This window comes from Rhodoferax ferrireducens (genome assembly GCF_003347515.1).
GTDB lineage: Bacteria > Pseudomonadota > Gammaproteobacteria > Burkholderiales > Burkholderiaceae_C > Rhodoferax.
On the sequence record NZ_QEII01000324.1, the window covers coordinates 182,797 to 206,161 of the forward strand.

At 62.6% G+C, this 23,365-nt stretch carries 21 protein-coding genes; 12 read left to right on the top strand and 9 right to left on the bottom strand.

What is annotated here, in order from left to right; all coding sequences use genetic code 11:
* Positions 1 to 52: 52 nt before the first annotated feature.
* Genes C5P05_RS31430 through C5P05_RS31440 form a run of 3 tightly spaced genes read right to left on the bottom strand, consistent with a single transcriptional unit; the run spans position 53 to position 3,009 of the window.
* Positions 53 to 1,036, bottom strand: coding sequence for a DUF58 domain-containing protein (locus C5P05_RS31430; protein ID WP_114973800.1), 984 nt, complete (start codon positions 1,034 to 1,036; stop codon positions 53 to 55).
* 36 nt (positions 1,037 to 1,072) lie between these two features.
* Positions 1,073 to 2,077: an AAA family ATPase gene (locus tag C5P05_RS31435; protein WP_114973801.1), complete on the bottom strand. Its 1,005-nt coding sequence runs from the start codon at positions 2,075 to 2,077 to the stop codon at positions 1,073 to 1,075.
* 26 nt (positions 2,078 to 2,103) lie between these two features.
* Positions 2,104 to 3,009, bottom strand: a complete 906-nt coding sequence (locus C5P05_RS31440) for a S1C family serine protease (protein ID WP_114973802.1) — start codon at positions 3,007 to 3,009, stop codon at positions 2,104 to 2,106.
* Between the two features lie 259 nt (positions 3,010 to 3,268).
* Here C5P05_RS31440 and C5P05_RS31445 point away from each other — a divergent pair, with 259 nt between their 5' ends.
* Positions 3,269 to 4,426, top strand: a complete 1,158-nt coding sequence (locus tag C5P05_RS31445) for an ABC transporter substrate-binding protein (RefSeq protein WP_232834769.1) — start codon at positions 3,269 to 3,271, stop codon at positions 4,424 to 4,426.
* A gap of 34 nt (positions 4,427 to 4,460) precedes the next feature.
* On the opposite strand, the gene C5P05_RS31450 is transcribed toward C5P05_RS31445, so the two are convergent.
* From C5P05_RS31450 to C5P05_RS31465, 4 genes are read right to left on the bottom strand one after another with little or no spacing between them, the layout of a single operon-like run.
* Positions 4,461 to 5,345 (bottom strand): ABC transporter permease, encoded by an 885-nt coding sequence (locus C5P05_RS31450; RefSeq protein ID WP_114973804.1) that lies wholly within the window; start codon positions 5,343 to 5,345, stop codon positions 4,461 to 4,463.
* Positions 5,342 to 6,247, bottom strand: a complete 906-nt coding sequence (locus C5P05_RS31455; protein ID WP_114973805.1) for an ABC transporter permease — start codon at positions 6,245 to 6,247, stop codon at positions 5,342 to 5,344. The genes C5P05_RS31450 and C5P05_RS31455 overlap by 4 nt, the downstream gene beginning before the upstream one ends.
* A gap of 55 nt (positions 6,248 to 6,302) precedes the next feature.
* The gene (locus C5P05_RS31460; protein WP_114973806.1) at positions 6,303 to 7,397 is read right to left on the bottom strand and encodes an ABC transporter ATP-binding protein; all 1,095 of its coding nucleotides are present in this window, start codon (positions 7,395 to 7,397) and stop codon (positions 6,303 to 6,305) included.
* Positions 7,398 to 7,401: 4 nt separating this feature from the next.
* Positions 7,402 to 8,472 carry an extracellular solute-binding protein gene (locus C5P05_RS31465; protein WP_114973807.1) on the bottom strand — a complete coding sequence of 357 codons (1,071 nt, stop codon included), beginning with the start codon at positions 8,470 to 8,472 and terminating at the stop codon, positions 7,402 to 7,404.
* A gap of 139 nt (positions 8,473 to 8,611) precedes the next feature.
* Between C5P05_RS31465 and C5P05_RS31470 the strand changes: the two genes are divergently transcribed.
* On the top strand, positions 8,612 to 9,487 hold the full coding sequence (locus C5P05_RS31470; protein WP_114973808.1) for a TatD family hydrolase: 876 nt from the start codon (positions 8,612 to 8,614) through the stop codon (positions 9,485 to 9,487).
* Between the two features lie 6 nt (positions 9,488 to 9,493).
* Positions 9,494 to 10,018, top strand: a complete 525-nt coding sequence (locus tag C5P05_RS31475; protein WP_114973809.1) for a DNA-deoxyinosine glycosylase — start codon at positions 9,494 to 9,496, stop codon at positions 10,016 to 10,018.
* Between the two features lie 14 nt (positions 10,019 to 10,032).
* Here C5P05_RS31475 and C5P05_RS31480 read toward each other — a convergent pair whose 3' ends face one another.
* Both C5P05_RS31480 and C5P05_RS31485 read right to left on the bottom strand, forming a co-directional pair.
* Positions 10,033 to 11,499 (bottom strand): GGDEF domain-containing protein, encoded by a 1,467-nt coding sequence (locus tag C5P05_RS31480; protein WP_198674927.1) that lies wholly within the window; start codon positions 11,497 to 11,499, stop codon positions 10,033 to 10,035.
* Positions 11,480 to 12,664, bottom strand: a complete 1,185-nt coding sequence (locus C5P05_RS31485) for an AI-2E family transporter (protein WP_114974181.1) — start codon at positions 12,662 to 12,664, stop codon at positions 11,480 to 11,482. The genes C5P05_RS31480 and C5P05_RS31485 overlap by 20 nt, the downstream gene beginning before the upstream one ends.
* A gap of 95 nt (positions 12,665 to 12,759) precedes the next feature.
* Between C5P05_RS31485 and C5P05_RS31490 the strand changes: the two genes are divergently transcribed.
* From C5P05_RS31490 to C5P05_RS31530, 9 genes are all read left to right on the top strand, one after another.
* Complete coding sequence (locus tag C5P05_RS31490) at positions 12,760 to 13,515, top strand: spermidine synthase (RefSeq protein WP_420130793.1); 756 nt, start codon at positions 12,760 to 12,762, stop codon at positions 13,513 to 13,515.
* Positions 13,512 to 15,311 carry a GspE/PulE family protein gene (locus tag C5P05_RS31495; RefSeq protein ID WP_114973812.1) on the top strand — a complete coding sequence of 600 codons (1,800 nt, stop codon included), beginning with the start codon at positions 13,512 to 13,514 and terminating at the stop codon, positions 15,309 to 15,311. Before C5P05_RS31490 ends, C5P05_RS31495 begins: the two co-directional genes overlap by 4 nt.
* A 93-nt stretch (positions 15,312 to 15,404) precedes the next feature.
* Positions 15,405 to 15,893: a tripartite tricarboxylate transporter TctB family protein gene (locus C5P05_RS31500; protein ID WP_114973813.1), complete on the top strand. Its 489-nt coding sequence runs from the start codon at positions 15,405 to 15,407 to the stop codon at positions 15,891 to 15,893.
* An 11-nt stretch (positions 15,894 to 15,904) separates the two neighbouring features.
* Complete coding sequence (locus tag C5P05_RS31505) at positions 15,905 to 17,416, top strand: tripartite tricarboxylate transporter permease (RefSeq protein WP_114973814.1); 1,512 nt, start codon at positions 15,905 to 15,907, stop codon at positions 17,414 to 17,416.
* Positions 17,417 to 17,504: 88 nt separating this feature from the next.
* Positions 17,505 to 18,797 (top strand): DUF3422 family protein, encoded by a 1,293-nt coding sequence (locus C5P05_RS31510; protein ID WP_114973815.1) that lies wholly within the window; start codon positions 17,505 to 17,507, stop codon positions 18,795 to 18,797.
* 7 nt (positions 18,798 to 18,804) lie between these two features.
* Complete coding sequence (locus C5P05_RS31515; RefSeq protein WP_114973816.1) at positions 18,805 to 20,430, top strand: gamma-glutamyltransferase family protein; 1,626 nt, start codon at positions 18,805 to 18,807, stop codon at positions 20,428 to 20,430.
* 44 nt (positions 20,431 to 20,474) lie between these two features.
* Positions 20,475 to 21,389: a DMT family transporter gene (locus tag C5P05_RS31520; RefSeq protein WP_114973817.1), complete on the top strand. Its 915-nt coding sequence runs from the start codon at positions 20,475 to 20,477 to the stop codon at positions 21,387 to 21,389.
* A gap of 87 nt (positions 21,390 to 21,476) precedes the next feature.
* Positions 21,477 to 22,271 (top strand): SDR family oxidoreductase, encoded by a 795-nt coding sequence (locus C5P05_RS31525; protein ID WP_114974182.1) that lies wholly within the window; start codon positions 21,477 to 21,479, stop codon positions 22,269 to 22,271.
* A gap of 46 nt (positions 22,272 to 22,317) precedes the next feature.
* Positions 22,318 to 23,304, top strand: a complete 987-nt coding sequence (locus C5P05_RS31530; RefSeq protein WP_114973818.1) for a Bug family tripartite tricarboxylate transporter substrate binding protein — start codon at positions 22,318 to 22,320, stop codon at positions 23,302 to 23,304.
* The last annotated feature ends 61 nt before the right edge of the window (positions 23,305 to 23,365 follow it).

Sequence of the window (23,365 nt, forward strand, 5' to 3'; positions counted from 1 at the left end):
GCTGGAAAAGTTCATGGTCATGTCTCCTGTGCGGCGGGTGCGTGCATGGATTTCAGGCGACTACTTCGAGGTGCGTCGGCAGTTTCGCGCCTGCCACCACACGGCTGCGGCGTTTGCGCAAATCAGTGAAACGCAGAATGGCCTGCACCAGGTCGTCGCTGGTCGACAGTTCCAGCGTATCCACCCCGGCGCGTGCCAGCGTCTGGCGCAGTTGTGCTTCGCGCTGCGCCGCAATCTGGCTGAAGCGCTGGCGAAACCTGGGGTCGTGGGTGTCCACCAGCAATTGCTCGCCGCTCTCCGCGTCGCGCATGGTGATCAGGCCCAGGTCGGGCAGCTCACGTTCCAGCGGGTCCATCAGGCGCACGGCGACCACCTCGTGCCTTTGCGCCAGCAGGCCCAAAGGCTTCTCCCAGCCGGCCTCACTGATGAAGTCTGACACGACAAAAATAGTGGAACGGCGATGCACGATGCCGGCCGCAGATTGCAGCAGCTCATGCAGGCGCGTCGTGCCAACCTCGGCGTGCCGGGGTCGCTGCAGCATGGCGTGCATCAGCCGCAGCACATGGCGTCGGCCACTGCCGGCTGGAATCACGGTGTCCACGCCCGCGCCATACAAGAGTGCACCGACGCGGTTGCCATGGCGCGTGAGCAGGCGCGCCAGCACGGCCACAAAGCCGGCCGACACATGGTGCTTGCGCTGTTCGCCCGAGCCGAAATCAACCGAGGGGCTCAAATCCAGCAAAAACCACGCCGCCATCTCCCTGTCCTCGGTGAACACCCGCACATGGGGAATTTGCAGGCGGGCGGTGACATTCCAGTCGATATGGCGCACGTCGTCGTGGTGCTGGTATTCGCGCAGGTCCGCCAAGTCAATGCCGGTGCCACGCAACAGCGTGCGGTAGTCGCCTTGCAGCAGTCCGTCAAGACGGCGAATGACCGTCCATTCCAGATGGCGCAAAACGTGTTCCGCCTCACCGGGCGCTGGGCCCGTACTGGCCTGAGCGGGCGCTGCCTTGGGCTTGAACAGGCCAAACATGGTGCTTTCCCCGCGATGCGCTTGTGTCCGCTGGCTTCAGGCCGCGAGCTGCTCGTGTGCCAGCGGTTTGGCTGGCGCCACCACCTTGGCCATGATCCGGGCGGTGATGGCGTCTGCCGTCAGCCCCTCGGAGAGCGCCTCGTATGACAGCACCAGGCGGTGGCGCAGCACATCCGGGACCAGATCCGTCATGTCTTCCGGCAGGGCATAACTGCGCCCACGCAGCATGGCCAGCGCGCGGGCGCCTTCGGTCAGGTTGATGGTGGCGCGCGGGCTGGCGCCAAAGGTGATGAAGCGCGCGAGATCCTTCAAGCCATGTTTATCAGGTGTGCGTGTGGCGGATACCAAGTGCACGGCATATTGGATCAGGCTGGGGTCCACATACACCCGGCGACACTCACTTTGCAGTGCCCCCAGCTGCTCCGTGGTGGCGACGGCGCTGACACTGACCGCCGGGCCGGTCACCCGTTGGACGATGACGAATTCTTCTTCGTCGGTCGGGTAATCCACCAGAACCTTCATCATGAAGCGGTCCACCTGCGCCTCCGGCAGCGGGTAGGTACCCTCGGTTTCGATCGGGTTTTGCGTGGCCATCACCAAAAAGGGCTCGGGTACCTTGTGGGAAACCCCGGCGATGGTCACCTGGCGTTCCTGCATGACCTCCAGCAAGGCGCTTTGCACTTTGGCGGGCGCGCGGTTGATTTCGTCGGCCAGCAGCAGATTGGTGAACACCGGCCCCAGCGAGGTGCTGAATTCGCCGGTCTTCTGGTTATAGATGCGCGTGCCCACCAAGTCGGCGGGCACCAGATCGGGGGTGAACTGGATGCGCTTGAAATTGCCGCGCACGGTGTTGGCCAGGGTTTTGATGGTGAGCGTTTTGGCCAGCCCGGGCACGCCTTCCACCAGCAAATGGCCCTGCGCCAGCAGGGCGACCATCACCCGCTCCAGAAAGCGGTCCTGACCGACCACGACGCGTTTGACCTCGTACAGAATCTGCTCCATGAGCTGGGCCGTCTCGGTGCTGGTGGTGTGTGCGTCCATGGGTGGGCCTTTCAGAATTGGGGGGGTCAGAAGGGTGGCATGCCGACCGCCATGGCGGCGTTTTCAATCGGCACGGCAAAACCGATGCCGATGAAGGTGCGCTGCCGGGACGGGTTGAGGATGGCGGTGACGATGCCCACCACCTCGCCGTCCATGGTGACCAGCGGGCCACCCGAATTGCCGGGGTTGGCGGCGGCGTCAAACTGGATCAGGTTGCTCATCTCCTGCTGACCCTCGGGCGATCGAAATGTGCGTCTCAGGCCCGACACCACGCCGCTTGAGGCCGAGGGCCCGATGCCAAATGGAAAGCCCACCGCGAGCACCTGGTCGCCAGGGCGTAAATCTGCGGTGGAGCGCAGGGTGGCTGCGATCATGTCGTCGGGGATCTTGTGCGCCTGCAACACCGCCAGATCGTTTTCAGGCTGCACGCCGGTGACCGACGCGGTTGTTTCCAATCCATCGGAAAAGATCACCTTGATGGTTTGCGCCCCCTGCACCACATGCAGATTGGTCAGGATGATGCCTTTGTCCACAATCACGACGCCCGTTCCCACGTCGTGCGCCATGTCTTCTTTGCCATCTTTGCTCTTGACATAGCCGACCACCCGCACCACAGAGGGAAAAATGGCCTCGTAGGCCTTGGCGGCCGGTGAGGGCAGGCTGGCTGTTTCCAGGGTTTTAAGCACCGCGCGGTCAATGGCAACTTGTGTCAGCCGGGGAGGGCCAGGGCGCAAAGCCAGACCCAGGCTGAGCGCCAGCAGTACGGTCAACAGCGCGATGGCCGACCAGAGCAAGCGGGGATCGTGGGGAGAAATTCTGCGCAGGGCCGCAAAGCGGGGCCGTTGCGCGGGCTGCGTAGGCAGCACAGCCGGCTGCGCATCGGGTACCCGAGGGGAATGGCTGGAGCTGCTGTAAAGGGCTGACCTGCGCATGCGTTCACCTTTTGGGGTTTTCATTCGAAACGCCGACTCAACAGTATCACGGTTCACGTTTTTCTGCAGCTTGAATCTGCGCCCAATGCGGCAGTCGAGACTGTCGATTTGCTGACAGTCCCTGCCGACTGGACGCAGGTCAAGGGTTTGCAGGGATGTGGGACGGCGCGCCGTGTTCTATGCTGTAGGCTCAACACTTTAGGCCGGTACAAGAATGAACATACGTGGGTACAAACAAGGGGCGTGTCTGCTGGCCTTGATGGGTGTCATGGGAATCGCACTGGGCCAGACGGTCAAACCCCTGCGTGTGGGTTTTATTGGTCCTTTCACCGGCCCATCCGCTGATTTCGGCATACCCCTGATCAACGGGGCCAAGCTGGCGATGGACGAAATCAATGCCGCCGGCGGCTACCTGGGGCGTCCGCTGGAGCTGGTGATCAAGGACGACACGGCCAACCCGGAGGTCGGCTTGCAGCGCTCGCAGGAAATGATGCGGGAAAACGTGGTCGCCACGATCGGCTTTTGCAATACCGGTGTGGCGCTGAAGTCACTGCACGTTTTCCAGACGGCCAAGTCGCCTTTGATCGTGCCGTGCGCGACCGGAACACCGATTACCACCCAATACCCGGCGCCGGACAGCTACATTTTTCGAACCTCGGCGCGTGATGCCATCCAGGCGCCTTTCGTGGTGGACGACATCGTCGTGCGCGGCTGGACCCGGGTTGCCGTGTTTGCCGACAACACCGGCTACGGTGAGGCCGGCTTGCAGGACGTGATCAAGGCCCTGGCGGCCAAAAAGCTCAAGCCGGTCCATGTGGCCCGCTTTGAGCTTGGCGTGAAAGACTTGCAGGCAGAGCTCAAGGCGGCGCAGGCGGCCGGTGCCAATGTGGTTTTCAGCTACACCGTCGGGCCCGAAAATGCCGTCATCGCCCGCGGACGCCAGTCCCTGAACTGGAAGGTTCCCCAAGTGGGCGCTTGGCCTCTGTCGTTCCCGTTCTTTATTGAGGGTGCCAAGGAAGCCGCAGACGGCGCGCTGATGGCCCAGACCTTTATTGCCGAGCCCAGCAACGAGCGCCGCAGCGCGTTTCTCAGCGCCTACGCCCGCAAGTACAAGACCACCAAGATCAGCGTGCCCATGGCGGCGGCGCAAGCCTACGACACGGTGTATTTGCTGACCTATGCCATTTTGGCCATACGCAATGGCGACCTCTCGGGGCCTGCCGTCAAGGCGGCGCTGGAGAACATGCCCCGCGTCTACTATGGCGTGACCGCCACCCATGAGCACCCGTTCAGCAAAAACGACAAGGATGCCGTGACCAGCAACATGCTCGTGATGGGCATGGTGAAAAATGGTGCGGTGACGTTTGCCTACCCGGATGACAGAACCCGCAATTTGTTTGTGCAGCGCAAACGCTGACGCCCGAGTCACTGGGCTGACTTTGTATTCGCGGTCAGGGCTTGGGGTGTGAGTTCGCTGCCTTGGCACCACGCAACAGCGTGAGGGCCAGCAGCGCCGAAGCCCCCATCAGAAACAGACTCACCGCATTGAGCACCGGCGTGGCACCCTCCCGCATGCGGCCATACATCATGACGGTGAGCGGTGCGTCCGACCCCACCAGCATCAGCGTGGTGTTGAAGTTCTCGAACGACATGAGGAATGAGATGGCGGCCGTGCCGATCAGGGCGGGCTGCAAATAGGGCAGGGTGATGGTGGTGAACACCGCCGCGCGTGATGCGCCCAGGTTGTAGGCGGCATCCTCCAGTGTCACGTCGAAGCGTTTAAGGCGCGCCGTGATGGTCAGGGTAGCGATCGACACGATGTAGGAGAACTGCCCCAGTACGACAAGAGGCAAGCCGGGCCGCAAAAACTCCAGCTCCAGTCCGTACAAGTCATCGGCCAGATTCGCAATACGGCTGGTGAAGGCCAGAATCGAGATGCCCAGAATCACACCGGGGATAACCAGGGGCGCCAGCATCAGCAGCGAGAGCGCCTGCTTGCCGCGAAACTGCGTGCGCTCAATCAGAAAGGCATTGGCTGTGCCCACCAACACGGACAAGACCGTCACCCAGCCCGCCACCACCACGCTGGTCCACAAGCTGCCCAGCAGGGCCTGGTCGGCAAACAGACCTTGACGTCCCAGCGCTTTACCCGTGCCGGCGCTACCCAGAAACCAGTCCAGCGTCGCCCCGCGCCAGGGCGGCGCGGGATAGGGTGCGTCGTTGAAGGCAAACACCGCCACGACGAGCAGTGGCAAAAACAAGAAGGCGAAAAAGACCAGCGCGTAGATCACCGTGCTGGCGCGCAACCAGGCTGGGCGGGGCAGGGAGGGAATCATGAGCGTCGCATCACTTCGCCAAATTTTTGCCCGCTCAGGCGCAAGCCCAGCCAGACGATGGCGGTGCTCAAGCCCAGCAGCAAAAAGCCAAAAGCCGCGCCCTGTTCCCAGTTGAAGCGGGTGATGAACTGGGTGTAGATCTGCTCGGTGAACCACTGCGAGTTTTTGCCGCCCAGCAGCGTGGGCGTCAGGTAGTTGCCCAGCGTCAGCATGAACACCACGATGCAGCCCGCCACAATGCCGGGCGCGGCGTGCGGGATGACGATCTGGCGCAGGATCGACCAGCCGTTGCCGCCCAGGTCGTAGGCGGCTTCGATCAGCGAGTCGTCCAGGCTCTCCAGCGCGCCGATCAGCGGCACCACCATGAACAACATCGAGGTGTAGACCAGGCCGACCAGAATGGTGGCGTCGTGGTAGAGCAGGTCCACCGGCGCGGGCGTCAGGCCCAGTGTCATCATCAGCTGCGGCAACACGCCCGACTCGCGCAGCAAAATCATCCAGCCCAGGGTGCGCACGGTCTCGCTGACCCAGAACGGGATCAGGCACAAGACAAACAGCATGGATTTGTTGCGGCCGCGGGCCACTTTCGCAATCATCCAGGCAATCGGAAAGGCCATCAGCAAGGTCAGGGCGGTGGCCAGGATCGACATCAGCGCCGTGCGCACAAAGGTGTGCCAATACAACGGCTCTTCAATGAAGGTGCGGTACTGCGCCAGGCTGACCTCGTACACCCGAGGCGCGACACGGGCGCGCAGCGACAGAATGCCGAGTTCAATGTGCGGCAACACAATCAGCCCCAGCAGCCACAACAGGGCCGGTGCCAGCAGCAGCATGAGCATCAGCCGCGCGTGCAGCTGGCTGGGTTCGTCATTGCGAGCGTAGCGCGGCAATCCAGCCACCATGGATCGCCACGGCCTGCGGCCTCGCGATGACGCGGGTGATGCAGTCTCGGTGGAATCAGCTGGCAAAGCACACCGCCCGTTGCGGGTCAAAGCCGAAGCTCACGGTCTCGCCGACTTTCAAGTCAGACAGGTGCCCGGTCTGGGGCAGCGCAATGCGGAATTCCGTGCGCGAGCTTTCCTCGTGCAGCAGCACCGCCGAGTTGGCGCCATCGAACAGCAGGCTGTCGATCTGGGCACGGTAATGGGGCAAACCGGCTTGCGAGAAGATAGCGGCGCTGCGTGACAGGCTGGCAACCTCGGGGCGCACAAAGGCCTCGACCGTATCGCCCCGGTGCACTGTTCCCATGGCGCGGGCCGACATCACCAGGCCCTGCGCGCTGGTCACGGTCACGGCGTTGCCGTTGATCTGCGTCGCCCGGCCTTTCACGCAATTATTGGCGCCGACAAAGCCGGCCACAAAAGGCGTCTGCGGCTGGTAGTAGAGCGCCTGCGGTGTTCCCACCTGCTCGAAGCGGCCATGGTTCATGACCGCTACATGGTCAGACAGCACCAGGGCTTCCGACTGGTCGTGCGTGATGTAGACAAAGGTGGTGCCGAAGGCGGCCTGCAATTGCTTGAGCTCGATCTTCATGTGCTCGCGCAACTTCAGGTCCAGCGCCCCCAGGGGTTCATCCAGTAGCAGCAGCGTGGGCTCCAGCACCAGGCTGCGGGCGATGGCCACGCGCTGCTTTTGCCCGCCCGAGAGCTGGTCAACCCGCTTGTCCTGCGCGCCGGGCAGGCTGACGCGCTCCAGCATCTCGCCCACGCGCCGTGTGATCTCGGCCCGGACCACGCCACGGCGCGCCAGGCCATAGCCCACGTTCTCGCCCACCGACATCATCGGAAACAGCGCGAGGTGCTGAAACACCATGTTGACCGGACGGCGATTCGGCGGCACGCCGGTCATGGCTTTGCCGCCAATCTGGATGTCGCCCGTGTCCGGACTCAGGAAGCCGGCGATCATGCGCAGCAGTGTGGTCTTGCCGCAGCCCGAGGGGCCCAGGATGGAGAAGAAGCTGCCGCGCGCCACGCTGAACGACAACTCGTCCACGGCGAGAAAACCGCCGTAGCGCTTGCTGACGCGAACGGCCTCCAGATCAGCCGGCGCCACAGTTTCAGTTCGCCGCTTTGATACGGTCCAGCACACGGCCTTCGATGTCTTCAATGCCAGCCGGGACGGCCGGATACCACTTCACGTTTTTCAACGCGGCTTCAGGGAAGCTGGCGGCAAACTGGGCCTTGAGTGTGGCGTCCATCAACTGTTCCGCGTCCTTTGCGGCGGTGAAGTTGCCGGCCGATTTGGCGACGCGGGCAGCAATCTCGGGGCGCATGTTGAAATTGATCCACGCATAGGCGGCGGCGTCGTTCTTGCCTTTGGCGGGAATGGCAAAGGTGTCAATCCAGCCCAGTGCACCTGACTTGGGAGCGATGAACTGGATCTCGGCCTTTTCGCCGTTGAGTTTCCAGCCGCCGGTGTCCCACATCATGGCGCCGACGATCTCGCCGGTGCGCATGCCGTTGAGCAGCTGGTCCTTGTTGTCCCAGAACAGCTTGAGGTTGCTTTTGCAGGCGATCATGGTCTTGCCAACTTCATCCATCAGCGCGCCGTAGGCCTTGGGGTTGTTGTACAGCGCAAACGGGTCCTTGCCCGAGGCGAAGGCAAAGGCGAGCAAGGTCGGGCGTTTCAGGCGCACGGCTGTTTTGCCCTTGACGTCGGCGCGGCACAGGTCCGGGTAGTCCGTCATCTTGGTGAGCTTGGTGTTGACCACCAAGCCGTCGGTTCCCCAGATGTGGGGCAGTCCGTACACTTTGCCCGCGAGTGTGGTGTTTCTCTTGGTGGCTTCCAGCATGGAGGGGATGAACAACTCCGCCTTGAGCTTGCTCAAATCCATGGGTTTGTAGATGCCGAATTCTTGCTGCGGCCCGGTGATGCGGTCCTGCGAGGGTTGGGACAGATCAAAGCCGGCGCCGCCAGTGGCGCGCAGTTTGGAGATCATTTCTTCGTTGTTCGACAGCGTGAGTTCAACCTTGTAGCCGCTTTCTTTCTCGAACTGGGTCACAACGTCGGCCGGCGCGTAGTCGGCCCAGGTCAGCAGGCGCAGTGTTTTTTCCTGCGCGAAGGCAGAGCCGGTAGCGCCGAGCGCGAGCAGGGTGGCGGTGGCGACGAGGGTGTAGTGAGCTTTCATGCATGATTCCTTTTTTGATGTTGTGACAGCAGTAATCGGGTTCTTGTGGCCTGATCAGGACCAGAAGTCTGCAAAGGCTAGCGCAGGCTCGTGACATTTTGGTGTCAATCGGGTGACCAATATATGGTATTTTCCCTGCATGAGCTACTGGATCGATACCCATTGCCACCTGGATGCAGCAGAGTTTTCGCCTGATACGCAAGCGGTACGGGCCCGAGCAGCTATGAATAACGTAGCGCATTGCGTGTTGCCCGCCGTCGAGGTCGCCAATTTCGATGCCGTGCGCCAACTCGCCCAGGCAGGCGGCGACAGCTATGCGCTGGGCATTCACCCGCTGTGTGTGAAACAGGCACAGGAGGCGGATCTGGCGACGCTGGACGCGCACTTGCTGCGTTACCGTGACGATCCACGGCTGGTGGCGGTGGGCGAGATCGGGCTCGACTACTTTGTGCCGGAGTTGCTGACCAGCCCCTTGCGCGAGCGTCAGGAATACTTTTATGTGGAGCAGCTCAAGCTGGCACGCAAGCATGATTTGCCGGTGCTGCTGCATGTGCGCCGCTCAGTTGACCGGGTGCTCAAGGGGCTGCGTGCGCTTGCGAAGGCGGCGCCTCGTGGCGGGCCGGACGGAGCCGCCTGGCACGGCATTGCCCATGCCTTCAATGGCAGCCAACAACAGGCCGAGGCCTTTATCGCGCTCGGCTTCAAGCTCGGCTTTGGCGGTGCGCTGACCTATGAGCGCGCCCTGCAGCTGCGCCGGCTGGCCGCCAGCCTGCCGCTGGAATCCCTCGTGATGGAGACGGATGCGCCCGACATACCGCCGCACTGGTTGTACAGGACGGCCGAGCAGCGTGCCAGCGGTGAGCCGCAGGGGCGCAACGAGCCGGGCGAGTTGCCGCGCATTGGGGCCGAACTGGCGGCCTTGCGCGGCATGAATGCCGCTGATTTGGCCCTTGCCACCACAGGTAACGCGCTGGGCGCCTTGCCGCGCCTGCGTGCCTTGCTGCCCTCCGCCTGAATGCGCATGGACAGCCCCCCGATCCCGTCACAACGCTTGCTCGGCCTGCCGCCCATCGTCTGTGCCAGCACCCGGCTGCTGGTGCTGGGCAGCTTTCCGGGCGCGGCCTCGCTGGCGCGCCAGCAGTACTACGCCCATCCGCAAAACCACTTTTGGAAGATTCTTCAAGCCATTTGGCCCTCTAGCCCCCGTATAATAAGCGCAGATAGCTATGAAAAGCGTAGCGAATGGTTGCTGGATCGGGGGCTGGGCGTGTGGGACGTTTACGCCGCCTGCGAGCGCGAGGGCAGCCTGGATTCGGCCATTCGCAAGGCGCAAGTCAATGATTTCGCTGGCCTCGCCCGCCGCTGCCCGCAGCTCAGGGGCATCGCCCACAACGGCGGCGAAAGCTTTCGCCACGCCAAATACACCGCCGCGCTTGGCCTGCCGGTGTACAAGCTGCCTTCAAGTAGCCCGGCCAACGCCAGCTGGAGCTTCGAGCGCAAGCTGGCCGCGTGGCGCGAGGTGATGGCCGCCGCCGGATTGCTGTGAAGGCAGCGGCTGAATCAGTGAGAAGGCTCGTAAAACAGAACCTGATTGCGGCCTGAGGCTTTGGCTTGGTACATGGCTGCATCGGCCCGTTTCAGGATCTCGTCCTGACTGACTTCCTGTTGGGTAAACAAGGCAATGCCAATGCTGGCGGTGCAGCGATGGGCGACCGTGGTGCCGGCTTCTACCGTGTCGCAAACGGTCAAGTGATAGGGCTCTGACAGGGCCGCGCAGATTTTGCTGGCAACGAGGCCGGCTTGGGCGGTGGATTCAGCGCAATCCATTTCCAGTTCATTGAGCAAGACCACAAATTCATCGCCACCGAACCGTGCCACGGTGTCTATCTCGCGCACACAGCCAGTAAGTCGGGTCGCCACTTCTATCAAAAGTAAATCGCCAATCCCATGGCCATGGGTGTCGTTGAGTGGCTTGAAGTTGTCCAGATCAAGGAACATCACGGCACCAAAGCAGGCACTGCGTTTGCTGGCAACCAGGGCCTGGCTTAAACGTTCGTTGAGAAGACGGCGGTTGGGCAGTTGGGTGAGGGCGTCGTGGAAGGCCATTTTGCGAACTTGTTCTTCGGCCTTTTTTCGCTCTGCAATTTCCTGGCTCAGGAGCGCCAGGGCACTTCGCGTTGCGTCGGCAGCACGGCGTAGCTTCTGCGAGTCGGCCACGGAATGGGCCAGGGCAAAGGCCATGATCAAACCAAACACCAGCATAAGTTCTTCGGCCAGCCCCGTCGATCGGGCGTTCGCCGCATGCAGCGCTTGCCACAAGGTGATCGTGATGGTGGCCGTGATGACGCCGATGCCCCACGGCCGCCAATCGCGCTCGGCCATCTCGGACTGCCAGCTCAGGGCCATCAAACCGCCTCCCAACACCATGAAGCCGAGGGCGGTATGGACCGCCATGCGGGTCAGGTTGCCCCAGCCATAGGCGGTTGGGATGTCCAGCAGGTAGCCGATCAGGGCCACAAAGCCCAAGCCGACCATCAGCGCGCAGAGCAGGCTGACGGCCTGCCAGCGTCTTCTTCCGCACCGTTCAAGTCCGGCGATCAAAAGTGCGACGCCAGCCAGTGCGAAGCACAACGCCGTGTTGGGCGCCATTCGCCCCGGTTGTGACGTGGCGACGGTGATGTAATGTTGCATGAACATCTGGTCCAGGCCGAGATCGACACCCAGGATGAGCTGGGCCAATGTGAGGCCACCGATGAGTCCGACAGCGCTGCCAAACACAAGCGTGCCGCGCCAATAGTTGCCGCTGGCGAGCAAAAGCCCGATGCCGGACAGCAGAAAGCCCATGGCTGTGTTGTATTGCATGGGCACCAGATCGGGATGGATCTGGATGAGTGCGGGCAGCCGCAGATGCCAGCCAACCATCACCAGCATCCCCAGTGCCACTGTTGCCAAGCCAGCAACCACGGCCAAAGCGCGGAGGGGAGGGAAAGTAAAACTCACGCGCAAATCAGGTACCGAGAAATTCACCCACCGACTTCAGGTCGTCAACCCGGTCGCAAATGACCTTGATGACCACCAGAATCGGCACCCCGAGCAACAGCCCCCATAGGCCCCAGAGCCAGCCCCAGGCCAGCAGGCCGATGAAAATAGCAACCGCATTCATCTTGTTGGCGCGGCTGGTCAGCCAGGGTGTGAGCAGAAAGGCTTCAATGAAATGGATCATTATGGAAATAAACCCCACCAGCAGCGCCATCTCCAGCGAGTCGAACTGCAGGAAGCTCACCAGTGTCGAGCCGGCCGTGATGACTGCACTGCCAATGTAGGGAACCAGGTCGAGCACGCCCGCGGCCACGCCCCATACCGCCGCATTCTCCAGACCAATCGCCAGAAAGCACAACCAGGTGGCCACGCCCACCAGGGCGCTGGTGAAAAGCCGCACCAGCATGTAGCGTTGAATCTGGTCGTGGATCTGATTGAGCGCCTCCAGCGTGACCCTTTTCTTGCTCAGCGTGGGGCCGGCCAGCTTGACCAATTTGCGCCTGAAGCTGTCGCCCGAAGCCATCAGGAAAAAGGTAATCAGCGCCATCACGCCGATCTGGCCCAGCATGCCCATCAGCCCCAAAGTGCCGGTCCAAAGGTGGTCCCTGATGTTGAACTTGGGCTTTTCGATCTGCACCCGTTGCACGCCACGGCCGAGCGGTGCGGCTTGAGTCGATTCTTCAGCCGCTTGCTCAATCTGGGTGGCGGCCTTTTGTACCGTTGCCAGCGCGCTGTCCCGCTTGCCGGTCAGGGCGCGAACCGAGTCGCGCAGCTTTTGCGCGGCAGCCGGCAGCGACTCGATCAGCTGGCTCGCGTCTTCACTCAGTGAATAAGCGGACGCGCCAACGCCGCTCAAGATGCCCAGAATCAGCAGGGCGGCGCTCAAGGCCCGTGGAATCCGGCGCAACTGCAGCCAGTCCACCACCGGCGACAGGGCATAACTGAAAAGCACCCCGACCATCACCGGAATAAAGACGTCTTTGGCCCAACGCAACATGAAGATGCTGGCCAGCGTGGCCAGCAGCACCAGGGAAATGCTGCGCACATCCACGGGCATGTACAGCAACACACGGGGCGGCTCGTCCGGCTGCGTTGTCAAGGTCGCCGGTTCGGTGCCCGCGTCGTCTGGTCGCACTAAAGTTGGGTCTGTCACGGCTGCCTCCTGTACAGCCCGAAGTGTGCCCGCTTTCTGAAAAACGCGGCGGCCAATGACATCCACACCCGGCGTTTGACGATAATCCCCTTATCTTGAAAAAACGTACCCACTCTCTCCCCGAAGTCAATTTCTCCGACGAAGGTCCGCTTCGTCACCTGCATCTAGGCACCGAATGGATCCAGGGCACCATGCTGATGGACGCCCCGACCGTGCTGTTCCATGAATATATCCAGCGCATGATGGCCTGGCTGCTGTTTGTGGAACCCGACTCCGTGACCAAACGCCAGGCCATGCAGCTCGGTCTGGGCGCCGGCTCACTCACCAAGTTCTGCCACAAGGAAGTGCGCATGAAAACCGTCGCCATCGAGCTCAACCCGCAGGTGTTGGCGGCGTGCCGAGGCTGGTTCAAACTGCCGGCCGACAACACCCGCATGCAGGTGGTGCTGAATGACGCGGCGCTGGAAATTCAGAACTCCAAATGGTGGGGCACGATCGATGCGCTGCAGGTTGATTTGTACGACCACGAGGCCGCTGCCCCGGTGCTCGACAGCCTGCCGTTTTACAACCACTGCAAGCGCCTGCTGACGCCAGAAGGCTGCATGACGGTCAATTTGTTTGGCCGGGCATCGAGCTTTGCCCGCAGTGTCGAGAAAATCTCGGCAGCGTTCGGCGCCGACGCCGTGTGGGCCTTCAAACCCACGCGTGAGGGCAACACCGTGGTGCTGGCCCAGTGCACGCCCAACCGGCCCAAGCGCGAGGTGCTGGAGGCTCGCGCCGAAATCATTCAGACCCAATGGGGCCTGCCCGCCGCCAAATGGGTGCGCGTCTTCAAGCCGATGCTGAAATGAACAACGCCGCTGCACCCGTCAACGCCAAGGCGCTCGCCCGCACGGCCCATCGCGGGCCACTCGATTGGCGTCGACTGGTGGAGTGGCTGTGCAGCGATGGCGTCATCAGCGCCGAGGAAGCCCAGCGCGTCACCGGGCGCTGCGCCCAGGCCGAGAGCGTGCAGCACCCGCTGGTGCGCTTGGCCAGCGTGTCGGTGCGGCGCGCCAGCGACGCCAAGGCGATGGACATCGAGTTGCTGACGCAGTGGGTGGCGACACGCGCGGGGCTTGCCTATTTGCGCATTGATCCGCTCAAGGTCGATGTGGGCAAGGTGGCCGACACCATGAGCGCGGCCTATGCCGAGCGCCACAAGATTTTGCCGGTGCAGGTCACCCCCAGCGAAATCGTCGTGGCGACCACCGAGCCCTTCATCACGGACTGGGTGGCCGAGGTGGAACGGCAGTCGCGCCGCAGCGTGCGTCGGGTGGTGGCCAGTCCGCAGGAAATTCACCGCTACACGGTGGAGTTTTTTGCCCTCGCCAAGTCGGTGAAAGCCGCCAACAAGGCCGGTGGCAACAGCGGCGGTGCCAGCTTCGAGCAGCTGGTGGAGCTGGGCAAGACCAACAAGCAGCTCGATGCCAACGACCAGGGCGTGGTGCAGGTGGTGGACTGGCTCTGGCAGTACGCGTTTGACCAGCGCGCCAGCGACATTCATCTGGAGCCACGCCGCGAGCAGGGCGTGATCCGCTTTCGCATCGACGGCGTGCTGCACCCGGTTTACCAGATGCCGATGGGCGTGCTCACCGCCATGACCGCGCGCATCAAGCTGCTGGGCCGCATGGACGTGGTGGAAAAGCGCCGCCCGCAGGATGGCCGCATCAAGACACGCAACCCACGCGGCGACGAGATCGAAATGCGTATCTCGACGCTGCCCACCGCCTTTGGCGAGAAGATGGTGATGCGGATCTTCGACCCGGACACCACGGTCAAGGACCTGGATGCCCTGGGCTTTTCCGCGCACGACGCGCAGCGCTGGGAGGCGCTGGTCAAACGCCCCACCGGCATTATTCTTGTGACCGGCCCGACCGGTTCGGGCAAAACCACCACCCTGTACTCCACGCTCAAGCGCATCGCCACCGAAGAGGTGAATGTCAGCACCGTGGAGGACCCGATCGAAATGATCGAACCCTCGTTCAACCAGACCCAGGTGCAGACGCAGCTCGATTTTGGTTTTCCGGAAGGGTTGCGCGCCCTGATGCGACAAGACCCGGACATCATCATGGTGGGCGAAATCCGCGACCAGCAAACCGCCGAGATGGCGGTGCAGGCCGCGCTCACCGGGCATCTGGTGTTCTCCACCCTGCACACCAACGACGCGCCTTCGGCGGTGACGCGCTTGATGGAGTTGGGCGTGCCGTCCTACCTGATCAATGCCACCCTGCTCGGCGTGCTGGCGCAGCGGCTGGTGCGTACCTTGTGCAAGCATTGCAAGGTGCCCGATGCGGCGGCCACGCGCGAGGCGCTGGCCGAAGTGGTCAAGCCCTGGCAGCTCAATGGGGCTTACAAACCCTTCAAGCCGGTCGGCTGTGTGGACTGCCGCATGACCGGTTTCATGGGCCGCATGGGCCTGTACGAGTTGCTGGTCGTGTCCGAGGCCTTCAAGGACAAGATCAACCGCGAGCCCAACAGCGATGCGCTCAAGCGCCAGGCGGTGAGCGACGGCATGCGGCCCCTGCGGCTGGCCGGCGCCCTGCGCGTGGCCGAGGGGCTGACGGTGCTGGAAGAGGTGTTGTCCTCCACGCCGCCTTTGTCCTGATCCGGGTTACCGCGGCATAGGTGAAATCCACATGCCCCGGCATGGCTTTCCCATGCAAAATCAGCTTTTCGAATCCTTCGAGGAGACTAATTAATGAATATCAAGAGTCAAAAAGACTTTTTCTCGGGCCTCATGTTCATGGCCGTCGGTGTGGCCTTCGCCTGGGGTGCCTCGACCTACAACGTGGGCACGGGCGCCCGCATGGGACCCGGCTACTTTCCGCTGATGCTGGGCGTCTTGCTGGCGATTTTGGGCGCGGCTATCGTCTTTGAGTCCATGGTGGTGGAGACCGAGGACGGTGAAAAGATTGGCAAATGGGCGTGGAAGCCCCTGTTCTTCATCATTTCCGCCAATCTGGTTTTTGGCCTGATGCTCGGCGGCCTGCCCAATTTGGGGATTCCGGCCATGGGGTTGATCGCCGGTATTTATGCCTTGACCTTCATTGCCAGCCTGGCGGGCGAAGAGTTCAATCTCAAAGCAGTCGTGATTTTGGCCACCGTGTTGGCGATCATGAGTTACCTGGCGTTCATCGTGCTGCTCAAACTGCAGTTTCCGGTGTGGCCAACCTTCATTACAGGTTAAGGAACTGACAAATGGATCTCTTTACCAACTTGTCGATCGGTTTTGGCGTGGCCTTCACGCCGATCAACCTGATGTATGCGTTTGTCGGCTGCCTGCTGGGCACGCTGATTGGCGTGTTGCCCGGCATTGGCCCACTGGCCACGATTGCCATGCTGCTGCCCGCCACCTACGCCTTGCCACCGGTCTCGGCCCTGATCATGCTGGCCGGCATCTATTACGGTGCGCAGTATGGCGGCTCCACCACGGCCATTTTGGTCAATCTGCCAGGTGAATCGTCCTCGGTGGTGACTGTGATTGACGGCTACCAGATGGCAAGGCAGGGGCGAGCGGGGCCGGCGCTGGCGGCGGCGGGCCTGGGTTCGTTTTTCGCTGGTTGCGTCGGTACGCTGGTCCTCGCGGCTTTTGCGGTGCCGCTGACTGAAGTGGCCTTCAAGTTCGGCCCGGCCGAGTATTTCTCCCTGATGATTCTGGGCTTGATCGGCGCGGTGGTGCTGGCCTCGGGCTCCTTGCTCAAGGCCTTTGGCATGATTTTGCTGGGCTTGTTGCTGGGCATGGTGGGGACCGATGTGAACTCAGGCGTGGCCCGTTTCAGCTTTGACATTCCCGAACTCACCGATGGCATCGGCTTCATCGTGATCGCCATGGGCGTGTTTGGCTACGGCGAGATCATCAGCAACCTGGGCAAGCACGAGAGTGAGCGCGAGGTGTTCACGGCCAATGTGAAAGGACTGTTGCCCAACAAGCAAGACTTCAAGCGCATGGTACCGGCGGTTTTGCGCGGTACCGCATTGGGTTCCGTGCTGGGCATTTTGCCCGGCGGTGGCGCCGTGATGGCGGCTTTTGCGGCCTACACGATCGAGAAGAAAACCAAGCTTCATGCAGGTGAAGTGGCGTTTGGCAAGGGCAATATCCGCGGTGTGGCCGCCCCTGAAGCGGCCAACAACGCGGCATCGCAAACCTCCTTCATTCCCTTGCTGACACTGGGCATTCCGCCCAATGCGGTGATGGCCTTGATGGTGGGTGCCATGACCATCCACAACATCCAGCCCGGCCCGCAGGTGATGACCAGCAACCCTGAGTTGTTCTGGGGTCTGATTGCCTCGATGTGGATCGGCAACGCCATGCTGATCATCCTGAACCTGCCTTTGATCGGTATCTGGATCAAGCTGCTTAGCGTGCCCTATCGCTGGCTGTTCCCGGCGATTGTGCTGTTCTGCGCCATCGGCGTGTACTCCACCAACAACAACACCTGGGACATCTGGATGGTGGCGCTATTCGGCATCATTGGTTACATCTTCATCAAGCTCGGCGCCGAGCCGGCACCCCTGCTGCTGGGCTTCATCCTGGGGCCAATGATGGAAGAGAATCTGCGCCGGGCCCTGCTGCTGTCGCGCGGTGACTGGAGCGTGTTTGTCACGCGTGGCCTGTCGGCCAGCCTGTTGGCGGTGGCGGCCTTGTTGCTGGTGATCGTGCTGTTGCCATCGATCAAGAAGAAACGCGAAGAGGCTTTCGTCGAGGATTGATCCCTTCCGGCACCACGAAAAAAACGGCACCTTCGGGTGCCGTTTTTTTTGGTGTCTGTGCGGCACAATGGCCAGTCAAGGAATCCTCATGTCACTCAAGCACCATCTGCAGCAGCATCCGCAACGCGCCGCCCTGCACAACGAAATCCACGCCCGCCCGCCGCAGGCCCTGGCCGCGCCGCTGGCCATCTCGCATGTGGTCATGGTGTGTGATGCGACGCAGCGCGAAGCCAGCCGGGCGCATGTGGCGGCCTTGCTGCGCGACCATCACCTGCCGTTGCCAGATACGCAGTCCAGCCACTTCCGGATGGACCTGGGGCAGTTCCATATTCGCTGGGAGCTGCACACGGAATTTGTCACCTGGACCTTCATGTGTCCCCTGTCCACCGAGCGCTTTGGCGAGATCGAGCCCGAACGCGCGCTGGACGCCGTGCCACAAGACTGGTTTGCCGGACTTCCCGGCCAGTGTTTGTCGGGTATTCACCTGTGGGTGCTGCCGGCCGATGGGCTGGATGCCGCGACGCTGGTCAAGCATGTGCTGCTGGAAGACACGCTGCTCGCGTCCAGCGTGGCCGGTGGCGTGGCTGAGGTCTATACCGACTTCGCCATGCACGCCGATGGTTTTTCGCGCATGGTGCTGCTGGCCGGGAATATGTCGCCGCGCCGTCTGGGCCGCCTGGTGCAACGTCTGCTGGAGATCGAGACCTACCGCATGGCCGCCTTACTGGGTCTGCCGGCCGCGCGCGAGGCGTCCCATATTTTGTCGAGTGCCGAACTGGAGCTGGCCGAGCTCGCCAGCGCCATTCGCAGCGCCACCCGTGACGACGAGCCGATGCTGCTGGACCGGCTTACCAAGTTGGCGGGTCAGGTGGAGAGCCAGCATGCGGCCACCCACTCCCGCTTCTCGGCCAGCGCCGCCTATTTTGAGCTGGTGGACAAACGCATCAGCGACATCCACGAGTCGGCCTTGCCCGGTATGCAGACCATCGGCGAATTCATGGAGCGTCGCCTGACGCCCGCGCGCAGCACCTGCGAGTGGGCCACGCGCCGGCAAGACGCGCTGTCGCAACGGGTGTCGCGCATCAGCAATTTATTGCGCACGCGGGTCGAGATCGAACAGCAGCAAAGCAGCCAGGCGCTGCTGGCCACCATGAACTCGCGCCAGGACATTCAACTCAAGCTGCAGTCCACCGTGGAGGGCTTGTCGGTGGCGGCCATCACCTATTACATCGTCGGTCTGGTGAGTTATCTGGCCAAGGGCGCCCATGCGCTGGGCTGGCCCTGGAGTGCCGAAAGCACGGCTGCGGTGACCATTCCACTCGTGGCGTTCAGCGTCTGGTGGTCCTTGCGCCGGCTGCACCACAAACTGTTTAAAGGCTGAGACCATGATGAACTTCAACTACAGCAACCCCTACACCTCCATCCGCCTGCCGCTGTTTGCCCGCAACGTGGTGGCGACCTCGCATCCGCTGGGGGCCCAGGCCGGCCTGCGCATGATGCTGCAGGGCGGCAATGCGGTCGATGCCGCCGTGGCAAGCGCCGCCGCCATGACGATTTTGGAGCCCGTCAGCAATGGCCTGGGCAGCGATGCGTTTTGTATTCTGTGGGACGGCCAGGCCTTGCATGGCCTCAACGCCTCCGGGCGCGCGCCGCAAGCCTGGACGCCGGATTATTTCAAAAGTCGTTATGGCGCCAGTGCCAGGACGCCGCCGAAACGCGGCATCGATTCGGTCACCGTGCCGGGGGCGGTCAGCGCCTGGGTCGCTTTGAGCGAGCGCTTTGGCAAGCTGCCGTTTGCCGAGCTGATGGTCCCCGCCATCGAGTTGGCGGAGCGCGGCTACCTGGTGCCGCCGGTGGTACAGCAAAAATGGGCGGCGCCGGTGGACGAGTTAAAAGCCTTGCCCGGTTTTGCCGGCGCTTTTTTGCCGCGCGGACGCGCCCCGGTTGTCGGTGAATTGTTTCAGTTTCCTGCGGCCGCCCGCGCCCTGCGTGCGATAGCGGCCACCAAAGGCGAAGCGTTTTACACCGGCGAGATTGCCCAGGCGCTGGCCCAATTCTCGGCCCAGCACGGCGGCAGCCTGAGCCTGCACGATCTTAGCCGCCACCGGCCCGAGTGGGTCACGCCCATCGCCAAAAACTACCGCGGCTACACCGTGCACGAAATTCCACCTAACGGTCAGGGCATCGCCGCCCTGATGGCGCTGGGCATTCTGGACCAGTTTGACTTGGGCAGCCTGCCGGTGGATGGCGTCGATTCCCAGCACCTGCAGATCGAGGCCATGAAGCTGGCGTTTGCCGATGTGTACCGGTTTGTGGCCGAACCGGCCAGCATGGAAGTGACGGCGGAGCAGATGCTGGACGACAGCTACCTGGCCTCGCGCGCCAAGCTGATCGACATGGGCCGGGCGCAAGACTTCAAGGCCGGCAGCCCGAACGATCCGCACCGCAAGGGCGGCACGATTTACCTGAGCGCGGCCGACGAGAACGGCATGATGGTCAGCTTCATCCAGAGCAATTACATGGGTTTCGGCTCGGGTTGTGTCGAGCCCGGCTTTGGCATCAGCCTGCAGAACCGCGGCCATGGCTTCAGCCTGGACCCGGCCAGCCCCAACGTCGTGGCGCCGGGCAAGCGGCCGTTTCACACCATCATCCCGGCCTTTCTCACCAAAGACGGCCAGCCCGTCATGAGCTTTGGCGTGATGGGCGCCAACATGCAGCCGCAGGGCCACATGCAGACCCTGGTGCGCATGCTCGACCATGGCCAGAATCCGCAGGCGGCGTGTGACGCGCCGCGCTGGCGCTTCAACACCGGGCTGGAAATCAATGTCGAGGCGACGATGAACCCGGCCACGGTGCAGGGTTTGTCCCAGCGCGGCCACCACATGGCTGTGATCAACGATTCGTACCAGGACTTTGGCGCCGGGCAGTTCATCTGCCGCGCGGGCGACCCGAAAGTGGAAGGTTATGTGGCGGCCAGCGACGCCCGGCGTGACGGCCAGGCGGTCGGGTTTTGAGCAAGCCCTCTGATGTTTTTAAGAGAAAACAGCCTCTAGCACCCGTGGATAAAGCGCAGGTAGCTCATAAAAGTATAGCAACTGGACTGCTGCTGGCCACCGTCGGTGCCATCGCCTTCAGCGGCAAGGCCATCATCGTCAAGCTGGCCTACCGCCATGGGGTTGATGCGGTCACGCTCATCATGTACCGCATGCTGTTTGCGCTGCCAATTTTTGCGCTGATGGCCTGGTGGGCCAGCCGGGGCAAGCCGCCCTTGACGCGCCGTGACTGGTGGGGCGTGGTGGGCCTGGGCGTGACCGGTTATTACCTCGCCAGTTACCTGGACTTTGCCGGTTTGTCCTACATCAGCGCCTCGCTGGAGCGGCTCATTTTGTACCTCAACCCGACGCTGGTTTTGTTGCTGGGCCTGGTGCTTTACAAGCGGAAAATCCATCGCCAGCAGGCCTTGGGCATGCTGATCAGTTATTGCGGCGTGGTGCTGGTGTTTGGCCATGAGATCAATCTGCAAGGGGCCGATGCTGCCCTGGGGGCGCTGCTGGTGTTTCTCAGTGCCATCAGCTACGCGGTGTACCTGAGTTTCAGCGGCGAACTGGTGCGGCGGCTGGGGTCATTGCGCCTGGTCGGCCTGGCGACCACGGTTGCCTGCCTCTTGTGTATCGCCCAGTTTGTGTTGCTGCGCCCCTGGAGTGCGGCAGTCGTGGCGCCGGAGGTGATCTGGCTCTCGGTGCTGAACGCGACGCTGTGCACGGCGGTACCGGTGTTGATGGTGATGATGGCGATTGAACGCATCGGCGCTAGCATGGCCGCGCAGACCGGCCTGGTCGGTCCGATGTCGACCATTTTGATGGGCGTTGTGATTCTGGGCGAGCCCTTCACCGCTTGGGTGGCGGCCGGCACGCTGCTGGTGATTGCGGGGATTTTTGTCTTTACCCGCAGTGCACGTGCAAGTGCGCCTTGAGGTTTCAGGCCATTCGGGGTGCCTCAAACGAGGCTGGATTTCGCCACTATCATGGCAAACGATTTTGCAATTGATGGAGTGATGACGATGGATTTAGGTATTGCCGGCAAATGGGCTCTGGTGTGCGGCGCCAGCAAAGGATTGGGTTTTGGCTGTGCCGAGGCGCTGCTGCATGAAGGGGTGAACGTGCTGATCGTCGCCCGTGGCGCCGATGTGTTGCAGGCATCCGCTGCGAAATTAATAGCTGATAGCGCCCGTCCGACGGGGGCTGCAGTGGAGTTTGTTGCTGCAGACATCACAACGCCGGAGGGCCGCCAGGCGGTGTTCGCGGTTCGGTCCGACTTTGACATCGTGGTCACCAACGCCGGTGGCCCACCCACGGGCGATTTTCGCGATTGGGACCGGGATGCCTGGATCAAGGCCCTGGACGCCAATATGCTGACCCCGATTGAGTTGATCAAGGCCACGGTGGACGGCATGGCGGCGCGGGGCTTCGGGCGCATCATCAACATCACCTCCAGCGCGGTGAAGGCGCCGATCGACATCTTGGGGCTGTCCAACGGTGCGCGCAGCGGTCTGACCGGCTTTGTGGCGGGCGTCTCGCGCAGCAAGCTCGCCGCCCGCGGTGTGACCATCAACAACCTGCTGCCCGGTGCGTTTGACACCGACCGGCTCAAGGCCACCCTGCAGGGCGCGGCGCAAAAAACCGGCCAGCCGGTGGACGCCATCATGGATGTGCGGCGTAAAACCATTCCGGCGCAACGCTTTGGTGGTGTGGAGGAGTTTGGCGCGATCTGTGCCTTCCTGTGCAGCCAGCAGGCCGGCTACATCAACGGCCAGAATGTACTGGCTGATGGCGGCGCTTACCCCGGGGCGTTTTGAGCCTTTCCAGTCGCCTTGTTTTTGCTTTTTTTAAACGGAGTCTTCCATGGTCAGATCACCTGTGCAGCGCTTTTCCCGCGCACTTCGCAACACCTTCGCGCTGGGCGCTTTTTTACTGGCAGGTCTGGTGCAGGCGCAACCGGACACCATCCGCTTGCTGGTCGGTTTTCCGCCGGGTGGTGGCACCGATGCCATTGCCCGCACGCTGGCGGACAAGCTGAAGGATCAGCTGGGCACCCCGGTGATCGTCGAGAACCGAGCGGGCGCAGGCGGTCAGCTGGCTGCGCAGACCCTGAAGGCGGCACCGCCTGACGGCCGCACCTTTTTCCTCTCGCATGACCACACCATCTCCATTCTGCCGCTGGTGGTGAAAAACCCCGGCTTCGATTCCGCGCACGATTTTGTGGCGGTGGCCGGTTTCGCGACCTTTGTCAATGCGCTGGCCGTGTCCGGCGGCACGCCCGCGAAGTCCATGAATGAGTATGTGGCCTGGGTGCGCAGCCAGGGCGCGGGCAAGGGCACGGTGGGGGTTCCCGCACCCGCCTCGGTGCCCGAGTTTCTGGTCAAGCTGATTGGCCAGAAGTACGCCCTGGACCTGCAGGCCGCGCCGTACCGGGGCAGCGCGCCCATGATGGGCGACATGCTGGGCAACCAGATCAGCGCCGGTGTGGGCTCCGTCCCCGATTTCATCGAGAACCACAAGGCCGGGAAAATCCGGGTGGTCGCCGTGCTGGGCGGCGCGCGCCAGGCGGCCCTGCCGGATGTGCCGACCTTTGCCGAGCTGGGGTTGGCGGGTTTCGAGGATGTGCCGTACTACGGAATTTTCGCGCCCACCGGCACGCCCAAGGCCACGATTGACCGTTTCTCCGAGGCCGTCGCCAAGGTGATTGCGCTGCCAGAGGTCCATGAGCGCCTGACCGCCATGGGGCTGACCGTGGGTTATATGTCGCCGCAGCAACTGGCCAGCCGTGAACGCGCCTATGCGCAAACCTGGGCCCGCATCATCAAGGCCAGCGGCTTTCAAGCTCAATAAGGCTGCCTCGGGGTGGGTCGTGTGGACGGCCGCCGCGCCGGGCCGCCCCAAGCAAGGCCAG